The 15292-nt window shown below is 72.7% G+C and carries 21 protein-coding genes; 8 read left to right on the top strand and 13 right to left on the bottom strand.

The annotated features are described in order from the left end of the window. Nucleotides 1–44 precede the first annotated feature (44 nt). The 6 genes from Q5722_RS10735 to Q5722_RS10710 all read right to left on the bottom strand — a co-directional run bounded on the left by Q5722_RS10735 (nucleotide 45) and on the right by Q5722_RS10710 (nucleotide 5488). Nucleotides 45–809, bottom strand: a complete 765-nt coding sequence (locus Q5722_RS10735) for an FAD:protein FMN transferase (RefSeq protein ID WP_305028198.1) — start codon at nucleotides 807–809, stop codon at nucleotides 45–47. Beyond that, nucleotides 806–1288: an FMN-binding protein gene (locus Q5722_RS10730; protein WP_305028366.1), complete on the bottom strand. Its 483-nt coding sequence runs from the start codon at nucleotides 1286–1288 to the stop codon at nucleotides 806–808. Before Q5722_RS10730 ends, Q5722_RS10735 begins: the two co-directional genes overlap by 4 nt. 5 nt (nucleotides 1289–1293) lie before the next feature. Further along, complete coding sequence (locus Q5722_RS10725; protein ID WP_305028197.1) at nucleotides 1294–2631, bottom strand: ferredoxin reductase family protein; 1338 nt, start codon at nucleotides 2629–2631, stop codon at nucleotides 1294–1296. Then, entirely contained in the window at nucleotides 2628–3200 is a 573-nt protein-coding gene (locus Q5722_RS10720) for a hypothetical protein (protein WP_305028196.1), read from the bottom strand. Before Q5722_RS10720 ends, Q5722_RS10725 begins: the two co-directional genes overlap by 4 nt. A 111-nt stretch (nucleotides 3201–3311) precedes the next feature. Continuing rightward, nucleotides 3312–4763, bottom strand: a complete 1452-nt coding sequence (locus Q5722_RS10715; protein ID WP_305028195.1) for a sensor histidine kinase — start codon at nucleotides 4761–4763, stop codon at nucleotides 3312–3314. Continuing rightward, nucleotides 4760–5488 (bottom strand): response regulator transcription factor, encoded by a 729-nt coding sequence (locus Q5722_RS10710; RefSeq protein WP_305028194.1) that lies wholly within the window; start codon nucleotides 5486–5488, stop codon nucleotides 4760–4762. Before Q5722_RS10710 ends, Q5722_RS10715 begins: the two co-directional genes overlap by 4 nt. A gap of 108 nt (nucleotides 5489–5596) precedes the next feature. Between Q5722_RS10710 and trxA the strand changes: the two genes are divergently transcribed. Next, nucleotides 5597–5968: a thioredoxin gene (trxA, locus tag Q5722_RS10705; RefSeq protein WP_305028193.1), complete on the top strand. Its 372-nt coding sequence runs from the start codon at nucleotides 5597–5599 to the stop codon at nucleotides 5966–5968. Between the two features lie 13 nt (nucleotides 5969–5981). Here trxA and Q5722_RS10700 read toward each other — a convergent pair whose 3' ends face one another. Together Q5722_RS10700 and mca are read right to left on the bottom strand one after the other, a co-directional pair. Beyond that, a complete protein-coding gene (locus Q5722_RS10700; protein WP_305028192.1) occupies nucleotides 5982–6203 on the bottom strand; it encodes a hypothetical protein in 222 nt (73 codons plus the stop codon). A gap of 14 nt (nucleotides 6204–6217) precedes the next feature. Then, a complete protein-coding gene (mca, locus tag Q5722_RS10695; protein ID WP_305028191.1) occupies nucleotides 6218–7099 on the bottom strand; it encodes a mycothiol conjugate amidase Mca in 882 nt (293 codons plus the stop codon). 41 nt (nucleotides 7100–7140) lie between these two features. Between mca and Q5722_RS10690 the strand changes: the two genes are divergently transcribed. Together Q5722_RS10690 and greA are read left to right on the top strand one after the other, a co-directional pair. Next, nucleotides 7141–7536 (top strand): DUF4307 domain-containing protein, encoded by a 396-nt coding sequence (locus Q5722_RS10690; protein ID WP_305028190.1) that lies wholly within the window; start codon nucleotides 7141–7143, stop codon nucleotides 7534–7536. A 100-nt stretch (nucleotides 7537–7636) separates the two neighbouring features. After that, a complete protein-coding gene (gene greA, locus Q5722_RS10685) occupies nucleotides 7637–8131 on the top strand; it encodes a transcription elongation factor GreA (RefSeq protein WP_305028189.1) in 495 nt (164 codons plus the stop codon). A 115-nt stretch (nucleotides 8132–8246) separates the two neighbouring features. Here the strand turns inward: greA and ilvA are convergent, their stop codons facing one another. From ilvA to Q5722_RS10665, 4 genes are read right to left on the bottom strand one after another with little or no spacing between them, the layout of a single operon-like run. Continuing rightward, the gene (gene ilvA / locus Q5722_RS10680; RefSeq protein ID WP_369415020.1) at nucleotides 8247–9446 is read right to left on the bottom strand and encodes a threonine ammonia-lyase; all 1200 of its coding nucleotides are present in this window, start codon (nucleotides 9444–9446) and stop codon (nucleotides 8247–8249) included. Further along, nucleotides 9443–10753, bottom strand: coding sequence for an AI-2E family transporter (locus tag Q5722_RS10675; protein WP_305028188.1), 1311 nt, complete (start codon nucleotides 10751–10753; stop codon nucleotides 9443–9445). Before Q5722_RS10675 ends, ilvA begins: the two co-directional genes overlap by 4 nt. Nucleotides 10754–10763: 10 nt before the next feature. Beyond that, nucleotides 10764–11105, bottom strand: coding sequence for a YidH family protein (locus tag Q5722_RS10670; protein ID WP_305028187.1), 342 nt, complete (start codon nucleotides 11103–11105; stop codon nucleotides 10764–10766). Beyond that, complete coding sequence (locus Q5722_RS10665; RefSeq protein WP_305028186.1) at nucleotides 11098–12258, bottom strand: cystathionine gamma-synthase; 1161 nt, start codon at nucleotides 12256–12258, stop codon at nucleotides 11098–11100. The genes Q5722_RS10670 and Q5722_RS10665 overlap by 8 nt, the downstream gene beginning before the upstream one ends. Nucleotides 12259–12329: 71 nt before the next feature. Between Q5722_RS10665 and msrA the strand changes: the two genes are divergently transcribed. The 3 genes from msrA to Q5722_RS10650 all read left to right on the top strand — a co-directional run bounded on the left by msrA (nucleotide 12330) and on the right by Q5722_RS10650 (nucleotide 13452). Continuing rightward, the gene (gene msrA, locus Q5722_RS10660) at nucleotides 12330–12968 is read left to right on the top strand and encodes a peptide-methionine (S)-S-oxide reductase MsrA (protein ID WP_305028185.1); all 639 of its coding nucleotides are present in this window, start codon (nucleotides 12330–12332) and stop codon (nucleotides 12966–12968) included. A gap of 99 nt (nucleotides 12969–13067) precedes the next feature. Further along, entirely contained in the window at nucleotides 13068–13223 is a 156-nt protein-coding gene (locus Q5722_RS10655; RefSeq protein ID WP_305028184.1) for a DUF6131 family protein, read from the top strand. Nucleotides 13224–13314: 91 nt separating this feature from the next. Beyond that, nucleotides 13315–13452: a hypothetical protein gene (locus Q5722_RS10650; protein WP_305028183.1), complete on the top strand. Its 138-nt coding sequence runs from the start codon at nucleotides 13315–13317 to the stop codon at nucleotides 13450–13452. Between the two features lie 156 nt (nucleotides 13453–13608). On the opposite strand, the gene Q5722_RS10645 is transcribed toward Q5722_RS10650, so the two are convergent. Next, nucleotides 13609–14520: an alpha/beta hydrolase gene (locus Q5722_RS10645; RefSeq protein WP_305028182.1), complete on the bottom strand. Its 912-nt coding sequence runs from the start codon at nucleotides 14518–14520 to the stop codon at nucleotides 13609–13611. 67 nt (nucleotides 14521–14587) lie between these two features. On the opposite strand from Q5722_RS10645, the gene Q5722_RS10640 reads away from it, so the two are divergent. Then, entirely contained in the window at nucleotides 14588–15064 is a 477-nt protein-coding gene (locus Q5722_RS10640) for a YchJ family protein (protein ID WP_305028364.1), read from the top strand. Between the two features lie 3 nt (nucleotides 15065–15067). After that, the gene (locus Q5722_RS10635; protein ID WP_305028181.1) at nucleotides 15068–15292 is read left to right on the top strand and encodes a DUF167 domain-containing protein; all 225 of its coding nucleotides are present in this window, start codon (nucleotides 15068–15070) and stop codon (nucleotides 15290–15292) included.

The raw sequence follows: 15292 nt of genomic DNA, 5'->3' as shown, positions 1-15292 counted from the left end.
CGCCGTGCAGCACTGACCTGGGCCCGGCTGCCGGGGTCGACCGTTCAGCCGACCAGCTCGGCCCGCCCGTCGGACCAGACGACGATCCCCGTGCGCCGCTGCGCGCGAAGCCAGCGCGCAGCATCGGGCCCGAGCGCGTACGCCGAGGTCGCCTCGATGTCGACGGCCGTCAGGCCGCCCCCGATCACGGTCACCTGACGCACTCCCGCCGGCTGCCGGCCGGTCCGCGCGTCGACGACGTGCCCGCCACGGTGCGCACTCCCGGAGGTCGCCACCGCACCCCGCCGAAGAGGGACGCGGGCGATGATCCGCCGAGGATCCTCCGGGTCCTCGACACCGATCGTCCAGGGCCGGCCGAGCGGATCCGCGGTCCAGGCCAGCACGTCGCCGCCGGCCGAGAGGCAGTGGTCGGTCTCGGGCAGCTCCGCGAGGTGGCGCGCGGCACGCTCGGCGGCCCACCCCTTCACGACACCGCTCGGGTCGAAGACCGTCTGCCCCGTGCCGTCCGGCCGGGTGAGGGCGAAGGCGCCGCCCGAGGCGTGCGCGGCCGCGTTGCCGAGGGCCAGCACCTCCGCCACCTCGGCAGGACAGTCGCTCACCTCCACCTCGCCCCGCGCGAGCCGCGCCACCCACGAGTCCGGGCGCCACGTGCTGAACACCCGGTCGGCCTCGCGCAGGTCGGCCACGACGGCCGCCCACGCCTCCCGGGCCCGGGCGTCGGAGGCGTGGCGGCCGCGCAGGGCCAGGCTGAACGGCAGCCCCATGACCTGCTCGACGTACCGGGCCGGGGAGCTCAGGGCGGTGCTCATGCGCCCGCCTTGTCGAGGGCCGACTGGATCGACCGGAGGTAGCCGTCGGAGGTGTACGTCGCCCCGCTCACCATGTCGATGCTGGCGCTCTGGGCATCCAGGGTCTCCTGCACCAGCACCGGGAGCGCCTCGGCGTTGATCTGCTGCGAGCGCGGGTCGCTGCTCGGATACTGCAGCACCCTCACCGAGGTGATGCTGCCGCTGCTGGTCACCACCTGCACCTGGACCGGGCCGTAGCGGGTGTAGACCACGTTGCCGGTCGTGGTCGTGCCCTTCGCCGACCCTGAGCCGCTGCCGGAGGTCCCTGCCGAGGACGACCCGCTCGGGGTGCCCGGCGGGGTGGTCGTGGAGCCCGCCACCGAGCCGGAGTACGCCGCGGCTGTCGCCGTCGCCGTGCTCAACCCGAGGGAGGTGTGGTAGCTGAAGAGCAGCACCAGCACGGTGGCCGTCGAGGCCAGCCAGAAGATGATCCGTCGCATCCCGGTCACCACCCGAAAGCCTCGGTGTGGATCCGCCGCGCGGGTACGCCGGCGGCCCGTGCGGACCGGCGGACGGCGCCCGCCCAGGCCGCGGGGCCGCAGACGTAGACGTCGCGCTCGGCGATGTCCGGTACCCATGCCCGCAGGGCGGCGGCGTCGTCGACGGCCGGGGTGATCGTGCCGAGCCAGGAGCCCTCCGAGCGCCGCGGACCCGGCAGGCCGACGACGGCGAGGCCACGCTCCCGCTCGAGGACCTCGAGCTCGCGGGTGAAGAGCGGCTCACGGGAGAAGCGGTGCAGCAGCACCGCGTCACCGGGCGCGTAGTCGAGTCCCTCGGCCAGCGCCCGGAGCGGCGTGATGCCGACCCCCGAGCCGATCAGGGCGACGCGCCGCGACGTACGGACTCGGGGCGAGAGGCGGCCGTAGGGTCCCTCGACCATGGCCCGCATGCCGGGCCGCAGCGACCGCAGCTCGGCGGAGCCGTCTCCCAGGGCCTTGACGGTGATGCGCAGGCTGCGCCCGTCGGGAGCGGCCGACAGGGAGTAGGGGTTGCCCCGGGTCCAGCCGTCCCGGCCGAGGAAGCGCCAGACCAGGAACTGCCCCGGCTCCGCACCGAGCCGGTCGAGGCGACGGCCGGAGAGGTAGACCGAGACCACGCCCTCGCCCTCCTCGACGACCGAGGTGACCCTGAGCCCGTGGCGGGCCGTGCGGACCAGAGGCAGCCCGACCCTCCAGAGCAGCACCGCACCGAGCGCGGCGCCCCACACGGTCCACCAGGTCGCGGTGACGACGGGGTGGCCGACGAAGTCCTGACCGGTCCAGAGCTGGTGCGGCAGCGCCAGCCCGACTCCGAGGTAGGCGTAGAGGTGGAGCAGGTGCCACGACTCGTAGCGCAGCGCACGCCGGGCCGCCTTCACGCTGGTCACGACGACCATGACCAGGCACGCGGTGCCGGCGGCGGCCAGCAGCATGCCCGGGTAGTCGACGACCAGGTGCCAGGCGGTCGTCAGCAGGGCTGAGGCGCCGCCGGCGTAGGCCCAGGTGATCAGGGCGAGGTGCACGAGCAGCAGGTTGAACGAGGCGAAGCCGACCCACCGGTGCTGCTTCGCGAGCTCGTCCTGGCCCCAGGCCCGCTCGAGCAGCGGCACCCGCGCCATGAGGACGACCTGGACCAGGAGCAGCGCCGCGGAGAGCAGGCCGGAGAGCCGGCCGAGCCCCATCGCACCGACGAGCCCCGTCGGGTGGTTGCCCACGAACCACCAGCCGGTCACCGCCGCGAGCGCAGCGACGACGACCGTCACCGACGTACGCCGTACGACGGTGTCCAGCTGGGCGGGCGTCATGACTCCGAGCCGTCGTTCTGCGTCGGGCCGCCCTGGCCGTCGGTCGTCCCTCCCGGCTGCGGGAGCTGACCCTCGAACCGGCCGGCGCCATCCTGCTGGCCCGGCTGACCCGGCAGCTGCCCCATCTGTCCCGGGAAGCCGCCGCGGCCGCTGTCGCCGTCCCGGTCGAAGCCGGCCTGGCCGAAGCGGACGTCGATGCGCTGGTGGCCGTCGTCCCCGGCCTGGCCGATCGCGAAGCCGGTCACCCCGCTGCCGAGGACGAGCACGGCGGCCGCGCCGGCGAGCGCACCCCTGGCGCCCGTGGAGAGTGCCTTGAGAGAGGCGAACGTCGTGCTGCTCGGCGCCTGCGCGGCCGGGGTCGCCGCGGCGTCCGGGTACTGCCGGGCCGCCGCTGTGGGTGCCGCGTCAGAGGCCGGCGCAGAGGCCGGTGCGGGGGCCGCCTCCGCGGCCGGCGGGCTGGCGACCTGCTCGGTCGGGGCGTTCGCCTCGGCGGCGGTCGGCTCCCAGCGCGAACCGCTGCTCCCGGGCTGCTGCTCCGGCTGCGGGGCGTCGGGGTTCTTCGTGCTCATCGGGTTCTCCCTCGGGTTGGTGTGGCTTCAGCCAACCCCTCCCCGCTGGGTGCACCCTGCGCGCGACCTGTGCGCTTCCTGTGAGCCTCACCCATGAGACCGTCCGGGCCTTCAGGCCGGCAGGGTGAGCGTGAACGTGGTGCTCCCGGGCCTCGAGTCACAGCTCAGCGTGCCGCTGTGCGCGGTCGCGATCGCGTGCGCGAGCGACAGGCCGAGGCCGGCACCTCCGGAGTCACGGGTGCGTGACGCGTCGCCGCGCGTGAACCGCTCGAAGAGCGACGGTTGGAGCTCGACCGGCACACCCGGACCGTCGTCGTGCACCGTGACCGTCGCACCGTCGGCCGAGCGCCACGCGGCGACGGTCACCGTGGTCCCCGCGGGCGTGTGCCGCCGGGCGTTGGCGAGGAGGTTCGCGAGCACCTGGTGCAGCCGCTGCGCGTCGCCGGGTACGACGACGGCCTCGTCAGCGAGGTCGAGCTTCCAGCGGTGGTCCGGGGCCACGACCCGGGCGTCTCCCACCGCCTCGAGCACGAGGTGGGTGAGGTCGACGTCCTCGCGCGCCAGCGGTCGCCCGGCGTCGAGCCGCGCCAGCAGCAGCAGGTCCTCGACCAGCGAGGTCATCCGCCGCGACTCGCCCTGTACCTTGCCCAGGACGTGGAGCACGCGCTCCGGGTCGGCGTCCGGGCGCAGGCCGAGCTCGGCGTACCCCTGGATGGTGGCGAGCGGCGTGCGCAGCTCGTGCGAGGCGTCGGCGACGAACTGCCGGACCTGCTGCTCGCTGCGGTGACGCGCGTCGAGCGAGCTCTCCATGTGGCCGAGCAGCACGTTGAGTGCCGACCCGACCTGCCCGACCTCGGTCCGCTCGTCCGTGAGCGTCGCCGGCACCCGGGCGGTCATCCCGACCTCGCCGCTCTCCAGCGGCAGGCCGGCCACCTCGTGCGCCGTGCGCGCCACCTCGCGCAGTGGACGGAGCTGGCGGCGTACGACGACGACGGCGAAGGCGCCCGCGACGCCGACGGCGAGCAGGGTGAACGCCGCACCCCAGGCCGCCACCTCCGTGACCGTCTCCCGCACATCGCGGGTGGGGACGCCCGTGACCACCGTGATCCCGGCGACGACGGAGGTGGTGAACCGGTAGTCGCCGAGGCCCTCGATGTCATGGCTGGTCGGCCGCTCGGTGTCCGGCACCTCGGCGTCGATCTCGGCGAGCTCGTCCTCGCTGAGCGCCTGCTCGTCGCCACGGCCGGTCAGCACGATGCCCGTCGATCCGTAGCTGGCGTAGTAGGCGGTGAGGGTGCCCGCACCCTGGGCACGCGCGTCACCGACCTGCGGCGGCACGCCGGGACCGATGTACTCGTCGGGGCCGAGGCGGTGCGTCAGCGCCCGCACGTCCCGGGCGTGCGCAGCGGCCAGGTCGTCGTCGAGCTGCCTGTCGAGGTGGCGGCCGAGGACCGCGGTCGTGAGCCCCGAGACCAGGATGCCGACGAGCGCGACCAGCAGCACCACCGTCGCGGTCAGGCGGGCCGTCAGCGAGGTGGGGACGAGCCGCCCGAGGCGGGTCATTGGGCCGCCTTGAGGACGTAGCCCGCACCCCGCATCGTGTGGATCATCGGCTCCCGGCCCGCGTCGATCTTCTTGCGCAGGTACGAGATGTAGAGCTCGACCACGTTGGCCTGGCCGCCGAAGTCGTAGTTCCAGACCCGGTCGAGGATCTGCGCCTTCGACAGCACGCGACGCGGGTTGCGCATGAGGAACCGGAGCAGCTCGAACTCCGTCGCGGTGAGCGAGATCTCCTCCCCTGCCCGGGTCACCTCGTGGCTCTCCTCGTCGAGGGTCAGGTCGCCCACCGCGAGCACCGGGTTCTCCCGACGCTGCGTCGCACCGGAGCGGCGCAGCTGGCCCCGCAGGCGCGCGACCACCTCCTCGAGCGAGAACGGCTTCGTCACGTAGTCGTCGCCGCCGGCGGTCAGGCCCGCCACGCGGTCCTCGACGGCGTCGCGTGCGGTCAGGAAGAGCACCGGCACGTCAGGCTGCTGCTGCCGAACCCGGCGCATGACCTCCAGGCCGTCGAAGTCGGGCAGCATCCAGTCGAGCACGATCGCGTCGGGACGCACCTCCCTGGCCAGCGCGACCGCCTCCCGGCCGGTGTGGGCGGTCGAGATCTCCCAGCCCTCGTAACGCAGGGCCATGCCGAGCAGCTCGGCGATGTTGACCTCGTCGTCGACGACGAGGACGCGCAGCGGCGAGCCGTCGGCCCGGGTGAGCGCAGCGGCGGCAGGGGAGCTCATGGCGCCAGCATGCCGTGCGCCGGCATCGGGCGGCCATGAGGAACCTGTGCGTCACCTGTGAACGGCCACTGCGTGTCGTCCGAACGCGGACCGCGTAGCGTGGAGCTCATGGCCACCATCGAGCTGACCGCCGAGAACTTCACCGCGCACGTCGAGGGCGACGACATCCTCCTCGTCGACTTCTGGGCCAGCTGGTGCGGCCCGTGCCGCCAGTTCGCCCCGATCTACGAGGCCGCCTCGGAGAAGCACGGCGACATCGTCTTCGGCTCGGTCAACACCGAGGAGCAGCAGGAGCTCGCGGGCGCCTTCCGGGTCACGAGCATCCCGACGCTGATGGTCTTCCGTGAGAACGTGCTGGTCTTCGCACAGCCCGGTGCCCTGCCGGAGCAGGCACTCGAGCAGGTCATCGCAGCCGTCCGCGGGCTCGACATGGACGACGTACGCCGACAGATCGCCGAGCAGAACGGCCAGCAGGGCTGACCGTCGGGCAGGCTCAGGCCTGCTCGTCGTCCGAGGTCGTGTCCTCGTCGGTGCCGTAGACGCCGGCGGCGTCGGCGGAGCGAACCTTCTTCATCTGGCGCGTGAAGCTCCAGCACAGCAGTGCGGTGGCGACGATCAGCGCCATCAGGACGGTGAAGCCGATCCAGCCGGCGACGATCTTGTCGTCGTCACCGTTCCAGTTGGACTTCGTGAGGATGGTCAGCAGCGCGTACATGCCCTCATTGTCCCTCACGCCGGCCACGGCGCGTCCCGCAGGCCCGCGAAGAGGTCCGTCTCGGGCAGCTCGGTGGGCACGTGGCTCTCGACCAGCTCGAAGTCCTCGTGGGGCCACGTCGCCTGCTGGATCTCCATCGGCACCGCGAACCAGAAGCCGTCGGGGTCGATCTGCGTCGCGTGGGCGAGGAGTGCGCGGTCACGGACCTCGAAGTACTCACCGCACGGGACCCGCGTGGTGATCCGGGCGTCCCAGGCCGGGTCCGGCTTCCACTGCGCCAGCCGCTCGGCGTACGGCGAGACGAGGCCGGCGGCCTCCATCGCCTCGCCGATGGCGACGGCACGCGGGCGGTTGAAGGTGTGGTGGAAGTAGAGCTTCGCGACCTGCCACGGCTCCCCCGCGTCGGGGTAGCGCTCCGGGTCGGCGGCGGCACGGTAGGCCTCCATCGACACGTTGTGGCACGCGATGTGGTCGGGGTGCGGGTAGCCGCCACGCTCGTCGTAGGTGGTCATCACGTGCGGGCGGACGCTACGGATCAGCCGGACCAGCGGCTCGGCGGCCTCCTCGACCGGGACCAGCGCGAAGCACCCCTCCGGGAGCGGCGGCTTGGGGTCACCCTCCGGCCAGCCCGAGTCGACGAACCCGAGCCAGTCCTGGTGGACGCCGAGGATCTCGCGGGCGGCCTCCATCTCCGCGCGGCGCACCGCCTGGATGTCGTCGATCGTGGCCGGGTCGATCTTCGGGTTGAGCACGTCGCCGCGCTCACCACCCGTGCACGTGACGACCGTGACGTCGACGCCTTCGGCGACGTACTTCGCGGTGGTGGCCGCACCCTTGCTCGACTCGTCGTCGGGGTGCGCGTGCACGTGCATCAGCCGCAGGGGCTCAACAGACATGCGGCGATTCTAGGAGCAGGGCGGCATGGGAGCATGACCGCGTGACCGACGCACTCGACGACCGCTACGGCCGGCGCACCGGCAGGCGCCGCCTCTCCCCCGCTCTCCTCGTGGGCATCGTGGTCGGGGCGCCGTTCCTGGCCTGGGTCGCCTGGGTCTGGTGGACCTACTCGACCCCCGACGTGCAGTCGCAGGACGCCGGCTTCTCGGTCGTGAGCGCCCACCTCACCGAGGCGGAGATCGTCGTCACGCTCTCCGACGACGCAGTCGACCCGAGCTGCCGGGTCCAGGCGCTCGCCGCGGACAAGACACCGGTCGGCGACCTCACCTTCACACCCGTCGCGGGCACCAACCACGTGAAGATCAAGACCGAGCGCGAGGCCACTGCCATCGACCTCGTCGGCTGCACCGCGGAGGGGCAGAACCAGGCCCGCTGAGCGCGGCCTTGGTAGTCTTGTCCTTTGCTTTCACCGGAGTCCGCCGCGGCCACGCGCCGCGGCGTACCTCTATCCGCACCAACGTTGCAGGAGTGATGACATGACCGAGCAGGACACCATCTGGCTCACCCAGGAGGCCTACGACAAGCTCGCGGCCGAGCTGGAGGACATGAAGGGCCCGCTGCGTCAGGAGATCGTCGACCGCATCAGCGCCGCGCGCGACGAGGGCGACCTCAAGGAGAACTCCGGCTACCACGCCGCCCGCGAGGAGCTCGGCAAGCTCGAGGGCAAGGTCCGCCAGATGACCGCGATGCTCGAGAAGGCCGAGGTCGGCCAGGCCGAGGCCGGTGACGGCACGATCGGCCCCGGCATGGTCGTGACCTACAAGTTCGTCGGCGACGACGACGACGAGGCGGAGAAGTTCCTCCTCGGCGCCCGCGAGATCGACCCCGACGGCCTCGCCGTCATCTCCCCCCAGGCCCCGCTCGGCGGCGCCGTGATCGGCGCCAAGAAGGGCGACACCGTCTCCTACGAGGCGCCCAACGGCAAGACCCTCGAGGTCGTGATCCTCGACGCGGAGCCCTTCACCGGCTGACCTTCGCGTCTCGAGACGGGGCCCGTGCGGCGCCGAGACGGGGCTTGTGCCGGGCACAAGCCCCGTCTCGGCGGCACGGGCCCCGTCTGCACTCGGCTGGCGCGTGCCCTCCGCCTTACAGGACCTTGTAGCCGAGGTCGCGCAGACGTGCGATCAGGGCCTCGGCGTGCTCCGTGCCGCGGGTCTCGCACTCGATGCGGACCTCGACCTCGTCCAGCCGCAGCGACGACGACGTGCGGTCGTGCCCGATCGTGCGGATGTTGGCCTGCGACGCCGCGATCTCGGTGAGCAGCCCGTTGAGCGCCCCCGGCACGTCGGGCAGTGAGACGGCGAGGTTGAGGAAGCGGCCCGCGGACGCGAGGCCGTGCCTGATCACCTTCCCGAGCAGCAGCGGGTCGATGTTGCCGCCGGAGAGCAGCGCGACGACGGGGCCCTGGTAGGCGTCGGGCCGGTCGACGAGGGCGGCGACCGCCGCCGCGCCCGCGGGCTCGACGACCATCTTGGCGCGCTCGACGAGGCTCAGCAGCGCCTGCGAGAGCGACTCCTCCGAGACGCTCACGACGTCGTCGACGTGCTCGCGGATCAGCGCCAGCGGCACCTCACCGGGCCGTCCGACGGCGATGCCGTCGGCCATCGTGCTCATGCTGTCGAGCCGCACCGGAGCCCCTGCGTCGAGCGACGGCGCGATCGCGGAGGCTCCCTCGGCCTGCACCGCCACCACCCGTACGCCGGGGCGTACCGCCTTCACCGCCAGCGCGACGCCGGCGACCAGGCCGCCACCGCCCGCCGGGACGAGGATGGTCGCCGCGTCGGGCACCTGGTCGAGCATCTCGAGGCCGACCGTGCCCTGTCCGACGACCACGTCGGGGTGGTCGAACGGGTGGATGAACGTGGCGCCCGTGCGGTCGGCGTACGCCAGGGCCTCGCGGAGGGCGTCGTCGAAGTACCGGCCCGCGAAGACGACCTCCGCGCCGTACGCGCGGGTCGCGCGCTCCTTGGGGATCGGTGCCCCCTCCGGCATGAAGACCGTCGCGGGGATGCCGAGCTGCTGGGCGGCCAGCGCGACACCCTGGGCATGGTTGCCGGCACTCGCGGCGACGACACCGGCGGCGCGCTCCCGAGCGGAGAGCCGCGCGATGCGCACGAACGCGCCACGCAGCTTGAACGAACCGGTGCGCTGCAGGTTCTCGCACTTGAGGTGGACCTGCTGGCCGGTCAGGTCGGAGAGCCACCTCGACTCCACGACCGGGGTCCGCACGGCCGTGCCGGCGAGGATGTCGCGTGCCGCCTCGACGTCGGCGAGCCCGAGGATCACGGCGCGCCTCCAGCCGGTCCCTCGATGGCATGGATCTCCGCCGCGTACTCGGGGTCGGAGAGCCGACCGAGGTGCACGACGACGGCGTTGGCGACAGCGGCGAGGGGGACGGCGATCAGCGCGCCCGCCGGCCCGGCCAGGATCACGCCGGCGCCGATCGCGACGATGACGCCGAGCGGGTGGACGGACACGAACCGGCCGAGGACGAGCGGCTGCAGCACGTGGGCCTCGACCTCCTGCACGCCGACCACGACGGCCAGCATGATCAGCGCCTTGACCGGTCCGACCGTCACCAGGGCGACGAGGGTCGCCACAAGGCCGGCGAGCGTCGCACCGACCATCGGCACGAAGGCACCGAGGAAGACGAGGACGCCGATCGGCAGCACCAGGGGTACGCCGAGGATGACGGCACCGATCATGATCCCGCCCGCGTCGACGAGCGCGACGATGACCGTCGCCCGCACGAACTGCGTGAGCGAGACCCAGGCGACACGGCCGGAGGAGTCGGCGGCCTCGCGCGCGGCGCGCGGGAAGATCCGGACCAGCCAGGCCCAGATCCGGTGACCGTCGGCGAGGAAGAAGTAGGTCGAGAAGAGCACGATGAACATGCCGGCGACCACGTGGCCGACCGCGGTCGTCCACTCGGTGACCTGCCCGACCTGGATGTGCTTGGAGCGCTCCGTGATGGCCTTCTGCGCGCTCGCGATCCAGTCGTTGATCTGCGAGTCGCTGGCGTCGATCGGGCCGGTCTGCAGCCAGCGACGGATCTCCCCGAGGCCGCCGGCGACCTGGTCGGCGAGGTCGCTGGCACCGGCGGCGACCTGGTTGCCGACGAACGAGAGCAGCCCGACGACGGTCGCCAGCCCGAGCAGGACGGTGACGCCCGCGGAGAGCCCCCGCGGGATGCCGAGGCGCGCCAGCAGCCGCACGAACGGCGACACGAGGGCGCTGATCAGCAGCGCGATGACGAGGGGGATGGTCAGCACCCGGAAGTGCCAGATCGCCGCGGCGGCGCCACCGGCCGCGATGGCGATGACGATCAGGCGCCAGGACCAGGCGGCGGCGAGGTCGAGGCCCCACGGCACCTGCGCCCGGCTGAAGTTGGAGGGGCCGGTACGGATCGGCTCGACGTCGTTGCGGCGCTCGGCACGCAGCTGCGCCCACTGGTGGGCGAGCAGGTGGGCCAGCTTCTCCGTGCGGCTCTCGTCAGCCTCTGCCTGGGCCTGCTCGTCCGACGTCTGGTCCGCCTCGGTCGCGGAGAGCGGCGCCTTGTGGGCGGGCTCGTCGCTCGGGTGCTCGTCCTTCACGCTGGTCAGGCTAGAGGAGTGCCGAAGCCAGCGCCGCGACGACCGCGACGACCAGCGCGCCGGCGAGGACCGGTGCCATCACCAGCGCCCCGATCCGCTCCCCGCGCTCGATCGCCCGCTCGGCGTCGCGGTAGCGCCACCAGCCCAGGACCGCACAGCATCCCCCGGCCACGAGCAGCACCGTGCCGAGCAGCCAGACGGCGGCGTCGCGGACGAACAGGTGCAGCACGGCGACGCCCGCGCCGAGCATGCCCAGGGCCGTGCGCTGCCAGGCGAGGAAGGTCCGTTCGTTGGCCAGGAAGAAGCGGACGTCCGGCTGCTGGCCGGTCTGCTGGCCGGTCCGCTCAGCCAAGTGCCCGCTCCAGGTCGGCGAGGAGGTCGTCGGCGGTCTCGATGCCGACGCTCAGCCGGACCAGGTCCGCCGGCACCTCGAGCGCCGTGCCCGCGACGCTGGCGTGGGTCATCCGGCCGGGATGCTCGATCAGCGACTCGACGCCGCCGAGCGACTCGCCCAGCGTGAAGTCGCGGGTCGACTCGCACACCCGGAGCGCCGCCTCCTCTCCGCCGTGGACCCGGAAGCTGACCATGCCGCCGAAGCGCCTCATCTGCCTGGCCGCCACGTCGTGCCCAGGGTGGGTCTCCAGGCCCGGGTAGATGACCGTGCCCACAGCCGGGTGGCTGCAGAGGAAGTCGACGACCCGCTCGGCGTTGTCGCAGTGCCGGTCCATGCGGACGCCCAGCGTCTTGAGGCCCCGGTGCGTCAGGAAGCTGTCGAACGGCCCCGCGACCGCACCCATGGCGTTCTGGTGGAAGCCGATCCGCTCGGCGACCTCGAGGTCGCGCACGACCACCGCTCCACCGACGACGTCGGAGTGCCCGCCGACGTACTTGGTGGTGGAGTGGACGACGACGTCGGCGCCCAGGGTGAGCGGCTGCTGGAGGTACGGCGAGGCGAAGGTGTTGTCGACCACGAGGAGGGCTCCGGCGTCGTGGGCGACGGCCGCCAGCGCCTCGATGTCGCCGATGGAGAGCAGCGGGTTGGTCGGCGTCTCGACCCAGACCAGCCTCGTCTCACCCGGCCGGATCGCCGCGCGGACGGCGTCGACGTCGGCGAGGTGCGCGGGCGTGTGTGCCAGGCCCCAGGGGCGCGCGACCTTGTCGAAGAGGCGGAACGTGCCGCCGTACGCGTCATCGGGGATGACGGCGTGGTCGCCGGGGCTCGTGAGCGCGCGCAGGACGGTGTCCTCCGCGGCGAGCCCGGAGGCGAACGCGAAGCCGCGCTCCCCCTCCTCGACGGCGGCGAGCGCACCCTCGAGGGCGGTGCGGGTGGGGTTGGCCGAGCGGCTGTACTCGTAGCCACCCCGGAGCCCGCCGACGCCGTCCTGCTTGTAGGTGCTGGTCGCGTAGATCGGCGGGATGACCGCGCCGGTCGTCAGGTCCGGCTCGTAGCCGCCGTGGATGGCGCGGGTCTCGAACCCCGCCTTCTGCGTGTGGTCCTGGCTCACGTTCGCGAGCCTAGACCCCTGCCCACGCCTTGCCCGGACCGGCAGAATTGACCTGCCTGAAGGAGGCCCCGATGTTCTTCAAGAAGACCGAGATGGTGTCACCCGAGCGCGCCCTGCCGGGGCGCGCGACCCAGCCCTTCCAGCTCGCCGAGAAGCACCTCGTGCTCGGCTCGCCGCTGGTCACCGACGACGTGCCTGCCGGCCTGGAGGTCGCCCTGTTCGGCCTCGGCTGCTTCTGGGGCGCCGAGGAGGTCTTCTGGCGGATCCCCGGGGTCTGGTCGACGTCGGTCGGCTACGCGGGCGGCACGACCCCGCACCCGACGTACGAGGAGGTCTGCTCCGGGATGACCGGGCACACGGAGGCCGTGCGGGTGGTCTTCGACCCCGACGCCGTGTCGTACGCCGACCTGGTCCGCGCCTTCTACGAGGTGCATGACCCGACCCAGGGCTATCGCCAGGGCAACGACATCGGTACGCAGTACCGCTCGGCGATCTACTACGACTCCCCCGAGCAGGAGCAGGTGGCCCGCGAGATCACCGCGGCGTACGCCCCCGTGCTCGAGCGCGCGGGCTACGGCGCGATCACCACCGAGATCCGGCCCACGCCGACCTACTACTACGCCGAGGACTACCACCAGCAGTACCTCTACAAGAACCCGAACGGCTACCGCTGCCACTCCGCGACGGGCATCAAGGTCCCGACGACCTGACCGGGCCGTGTCATGCGTCGCGACCGATCGGGGTACCTGACTCCTGTCGCAGATCGCGACGACCACCGGCCGCCGGCCGGTGCCGGGAAAGGAGTAGCCGTGATCGTCCTTGGTCTCGTCCTTCTCATCCTCGGAGCCATCTTCAACATCTCGATCCTGTGGACGCTGGGCATCATCCTCGTCCTGGTCGGTGTGGTGCTCTGGCTCGCCGGCTCGATGGGCCACTCGATCGGCCCGAGGCCGCACTACTGGTGACGCCGGGTGACCCCCGGCTCATCACATCGGAAGCTCCTGGTCAGCTGCTGACCGGGAGCTTCCGGCTTGAGGGCCGCAGTAGCGTCATGGCATGTACTTCGCCCTTGCGATGGCCGCGGTCCTCGTGGCCTCCCTCGCCGCAACGCTCTGGGCCGTCGCCCGCGCCGGATCCGACCCGCAGGTCCTGCCCTCCGACCGGCCCGTGAAGCAGGAGCGTCTCCGCCGCTGACCACCACGTGGTTCCTCGTCACCAGGTGACGGGAAGTCCCGCCCACCAGGCACGACGCGGGGCCGGCACCGGCCCACGGAGGGCTCGCCGTTCACCGACGTCGCTGCCCGAACGGCCACGGGCCTCGCGCTGCCCGGCCGGGGCGGCAACTGAGGGTCAGCCGCGGACGAACGCGGCGAGCCGCTTCAGCGCACCACGCGCCTCGGCGACGGGCAGGATCGGGTAGACGTGCAGCAGCCCGTGGCCGATCTCGAAGACCACCGGCCACCCCACGGCCGCGGCACGGGCGGCGAGCGCCTCGGCCCCCGCGTAGAGCATGTCGTGGGTTCCGCACAGCAGCATCGTGGGCGGCAGGTCGGTCAGGTCACCGAGGGCGGGCGAGACCTGCGGCAGGACCAGGTCGGCCGCCGAGCCGGCCCAGAACAGGGCGTAGGTGTCGTGGTTCTCGATCGACAGCCAGGGGTCGCGCGCCGCCGCCTCCTCGGTGCCAGGCGCGGAGCGGGTCAGGTCGGCCCACGGCGCGATGAGCAGGAGCTTCGCCGGCTGGGCGGGTGCCTCGCCCGACCGGACCAGGTCGCGCACGCCGAGGGCCACGGCCAGCGCCAGCCCACCGCCCGCGGAGTCGCCCGAGACGACCACCTCACCCTCTGCGCACAGCCCCGCGACGTAGCCGGTCAGGGCCGGCACCGAGTCGCGCCAGGTGAACTCCGGCGCCAGCGGGTACGCCGGGAAGACCAGCCGCGCCGACGTACGCCGCGCCAGTGCCGCCGCGAACTTCCACTGCCGCACGTGCGCCGTCGCCGTGTACGAGCCGCCGTGGAGGTGCACCAGCGTCCGCGTGAACGAGCCCGAGCGCGGCGTCGCGACGTACACCGGGAAGCCGCCCCCGGTGCCGATCCACTCCTCGGTGACCACGAAGTCCTTCGCGAGCCACGCCGGCGGGGTCGTCTGCCGCGTCCGGTTCTTCTCGACCAGCTTCGCGCGCAGGCGCTCCGGGTCGGTGATGACCACGGGCGGGTTGAGCCGCGGGAGGGCGAGGGCGACGAGGCGATGCGACAGGCTGGGCACCCTGCGACGGTAGCCGCCCGGCGTGCGCGTGTGACGACCGCCTCCGCGACCCCTAGGGTGGGTCGTGATGGAGTTCACCGGCTACCCCCGACTGTGCCCCTGCGGCACCGGGTCCAACTACGGCGTGTGCTGCGGTCGTCTGATCAGCGGCGCTGCTCAAGCGCGCACCGCCGAGGAGCTGATGCGGTCGCGCTACTCGGCGTACGCCCTCGGCGAGCTCGATCACGTCTTCCGCACCTGGCACCCGCGGACCCGTCCGGACGACGTCAGCCCGGCACCGGGCGTGGAGTTCATCGGCCTCACCATCCTCGACATCGTCGCCGGTGGGCCCGACGACGACCTCGGCGTCGTCGAGTTCATCGCGCGCATGCGGACGCCGGAGGGCGCCGACGAGATGCACGAGCGGAGCCGCTTCAGCCGCCGCGCCGGTCGCTGGATGTACGTCGACGGCAACGTGCCCGACGTGGCGGCGGCCGATGACACGCCCGCTCCGCGCACCATCGAGCTGCCCGTCCAGCGCAGCACGCGTCACGGCCAGGGCTGACCGATGGCGCGCTACGGCGTGACCGTGAAGCCCGGCTCGAAGAAGGGCCCGCTGGTCGAGGTCGGCGAGGACGGTGCGCTGACCCTCTTCGTCCGCGAGCGCGCCGTCGACGGCGCCGCCAACGACGGCGTCGTGAAGCTGCTCAGCGACCACTTCGGAGTGCCGAAGTCACGGATCACGATCGTCCGCGGGCACACCAGCCGCTCCAAGCTGGTCGAGGTCGACTGA

Origin of the sequence: Nocardioides jiangxiensis (genome assembly GCF_030580915.1) — a bacterium.
Classification (GTDB): domain Bacteria; phylum Actinomycetota; class Actinomycetes; order Propionibacteriales; family Nocardioidaceae; genus Nocardioides; species Nocardioides jiangxiensis.
Note: the sequence above shows the minus strand (reverse complement) of the source record. Positions and strands in the feature narration are given on the sequence as shown.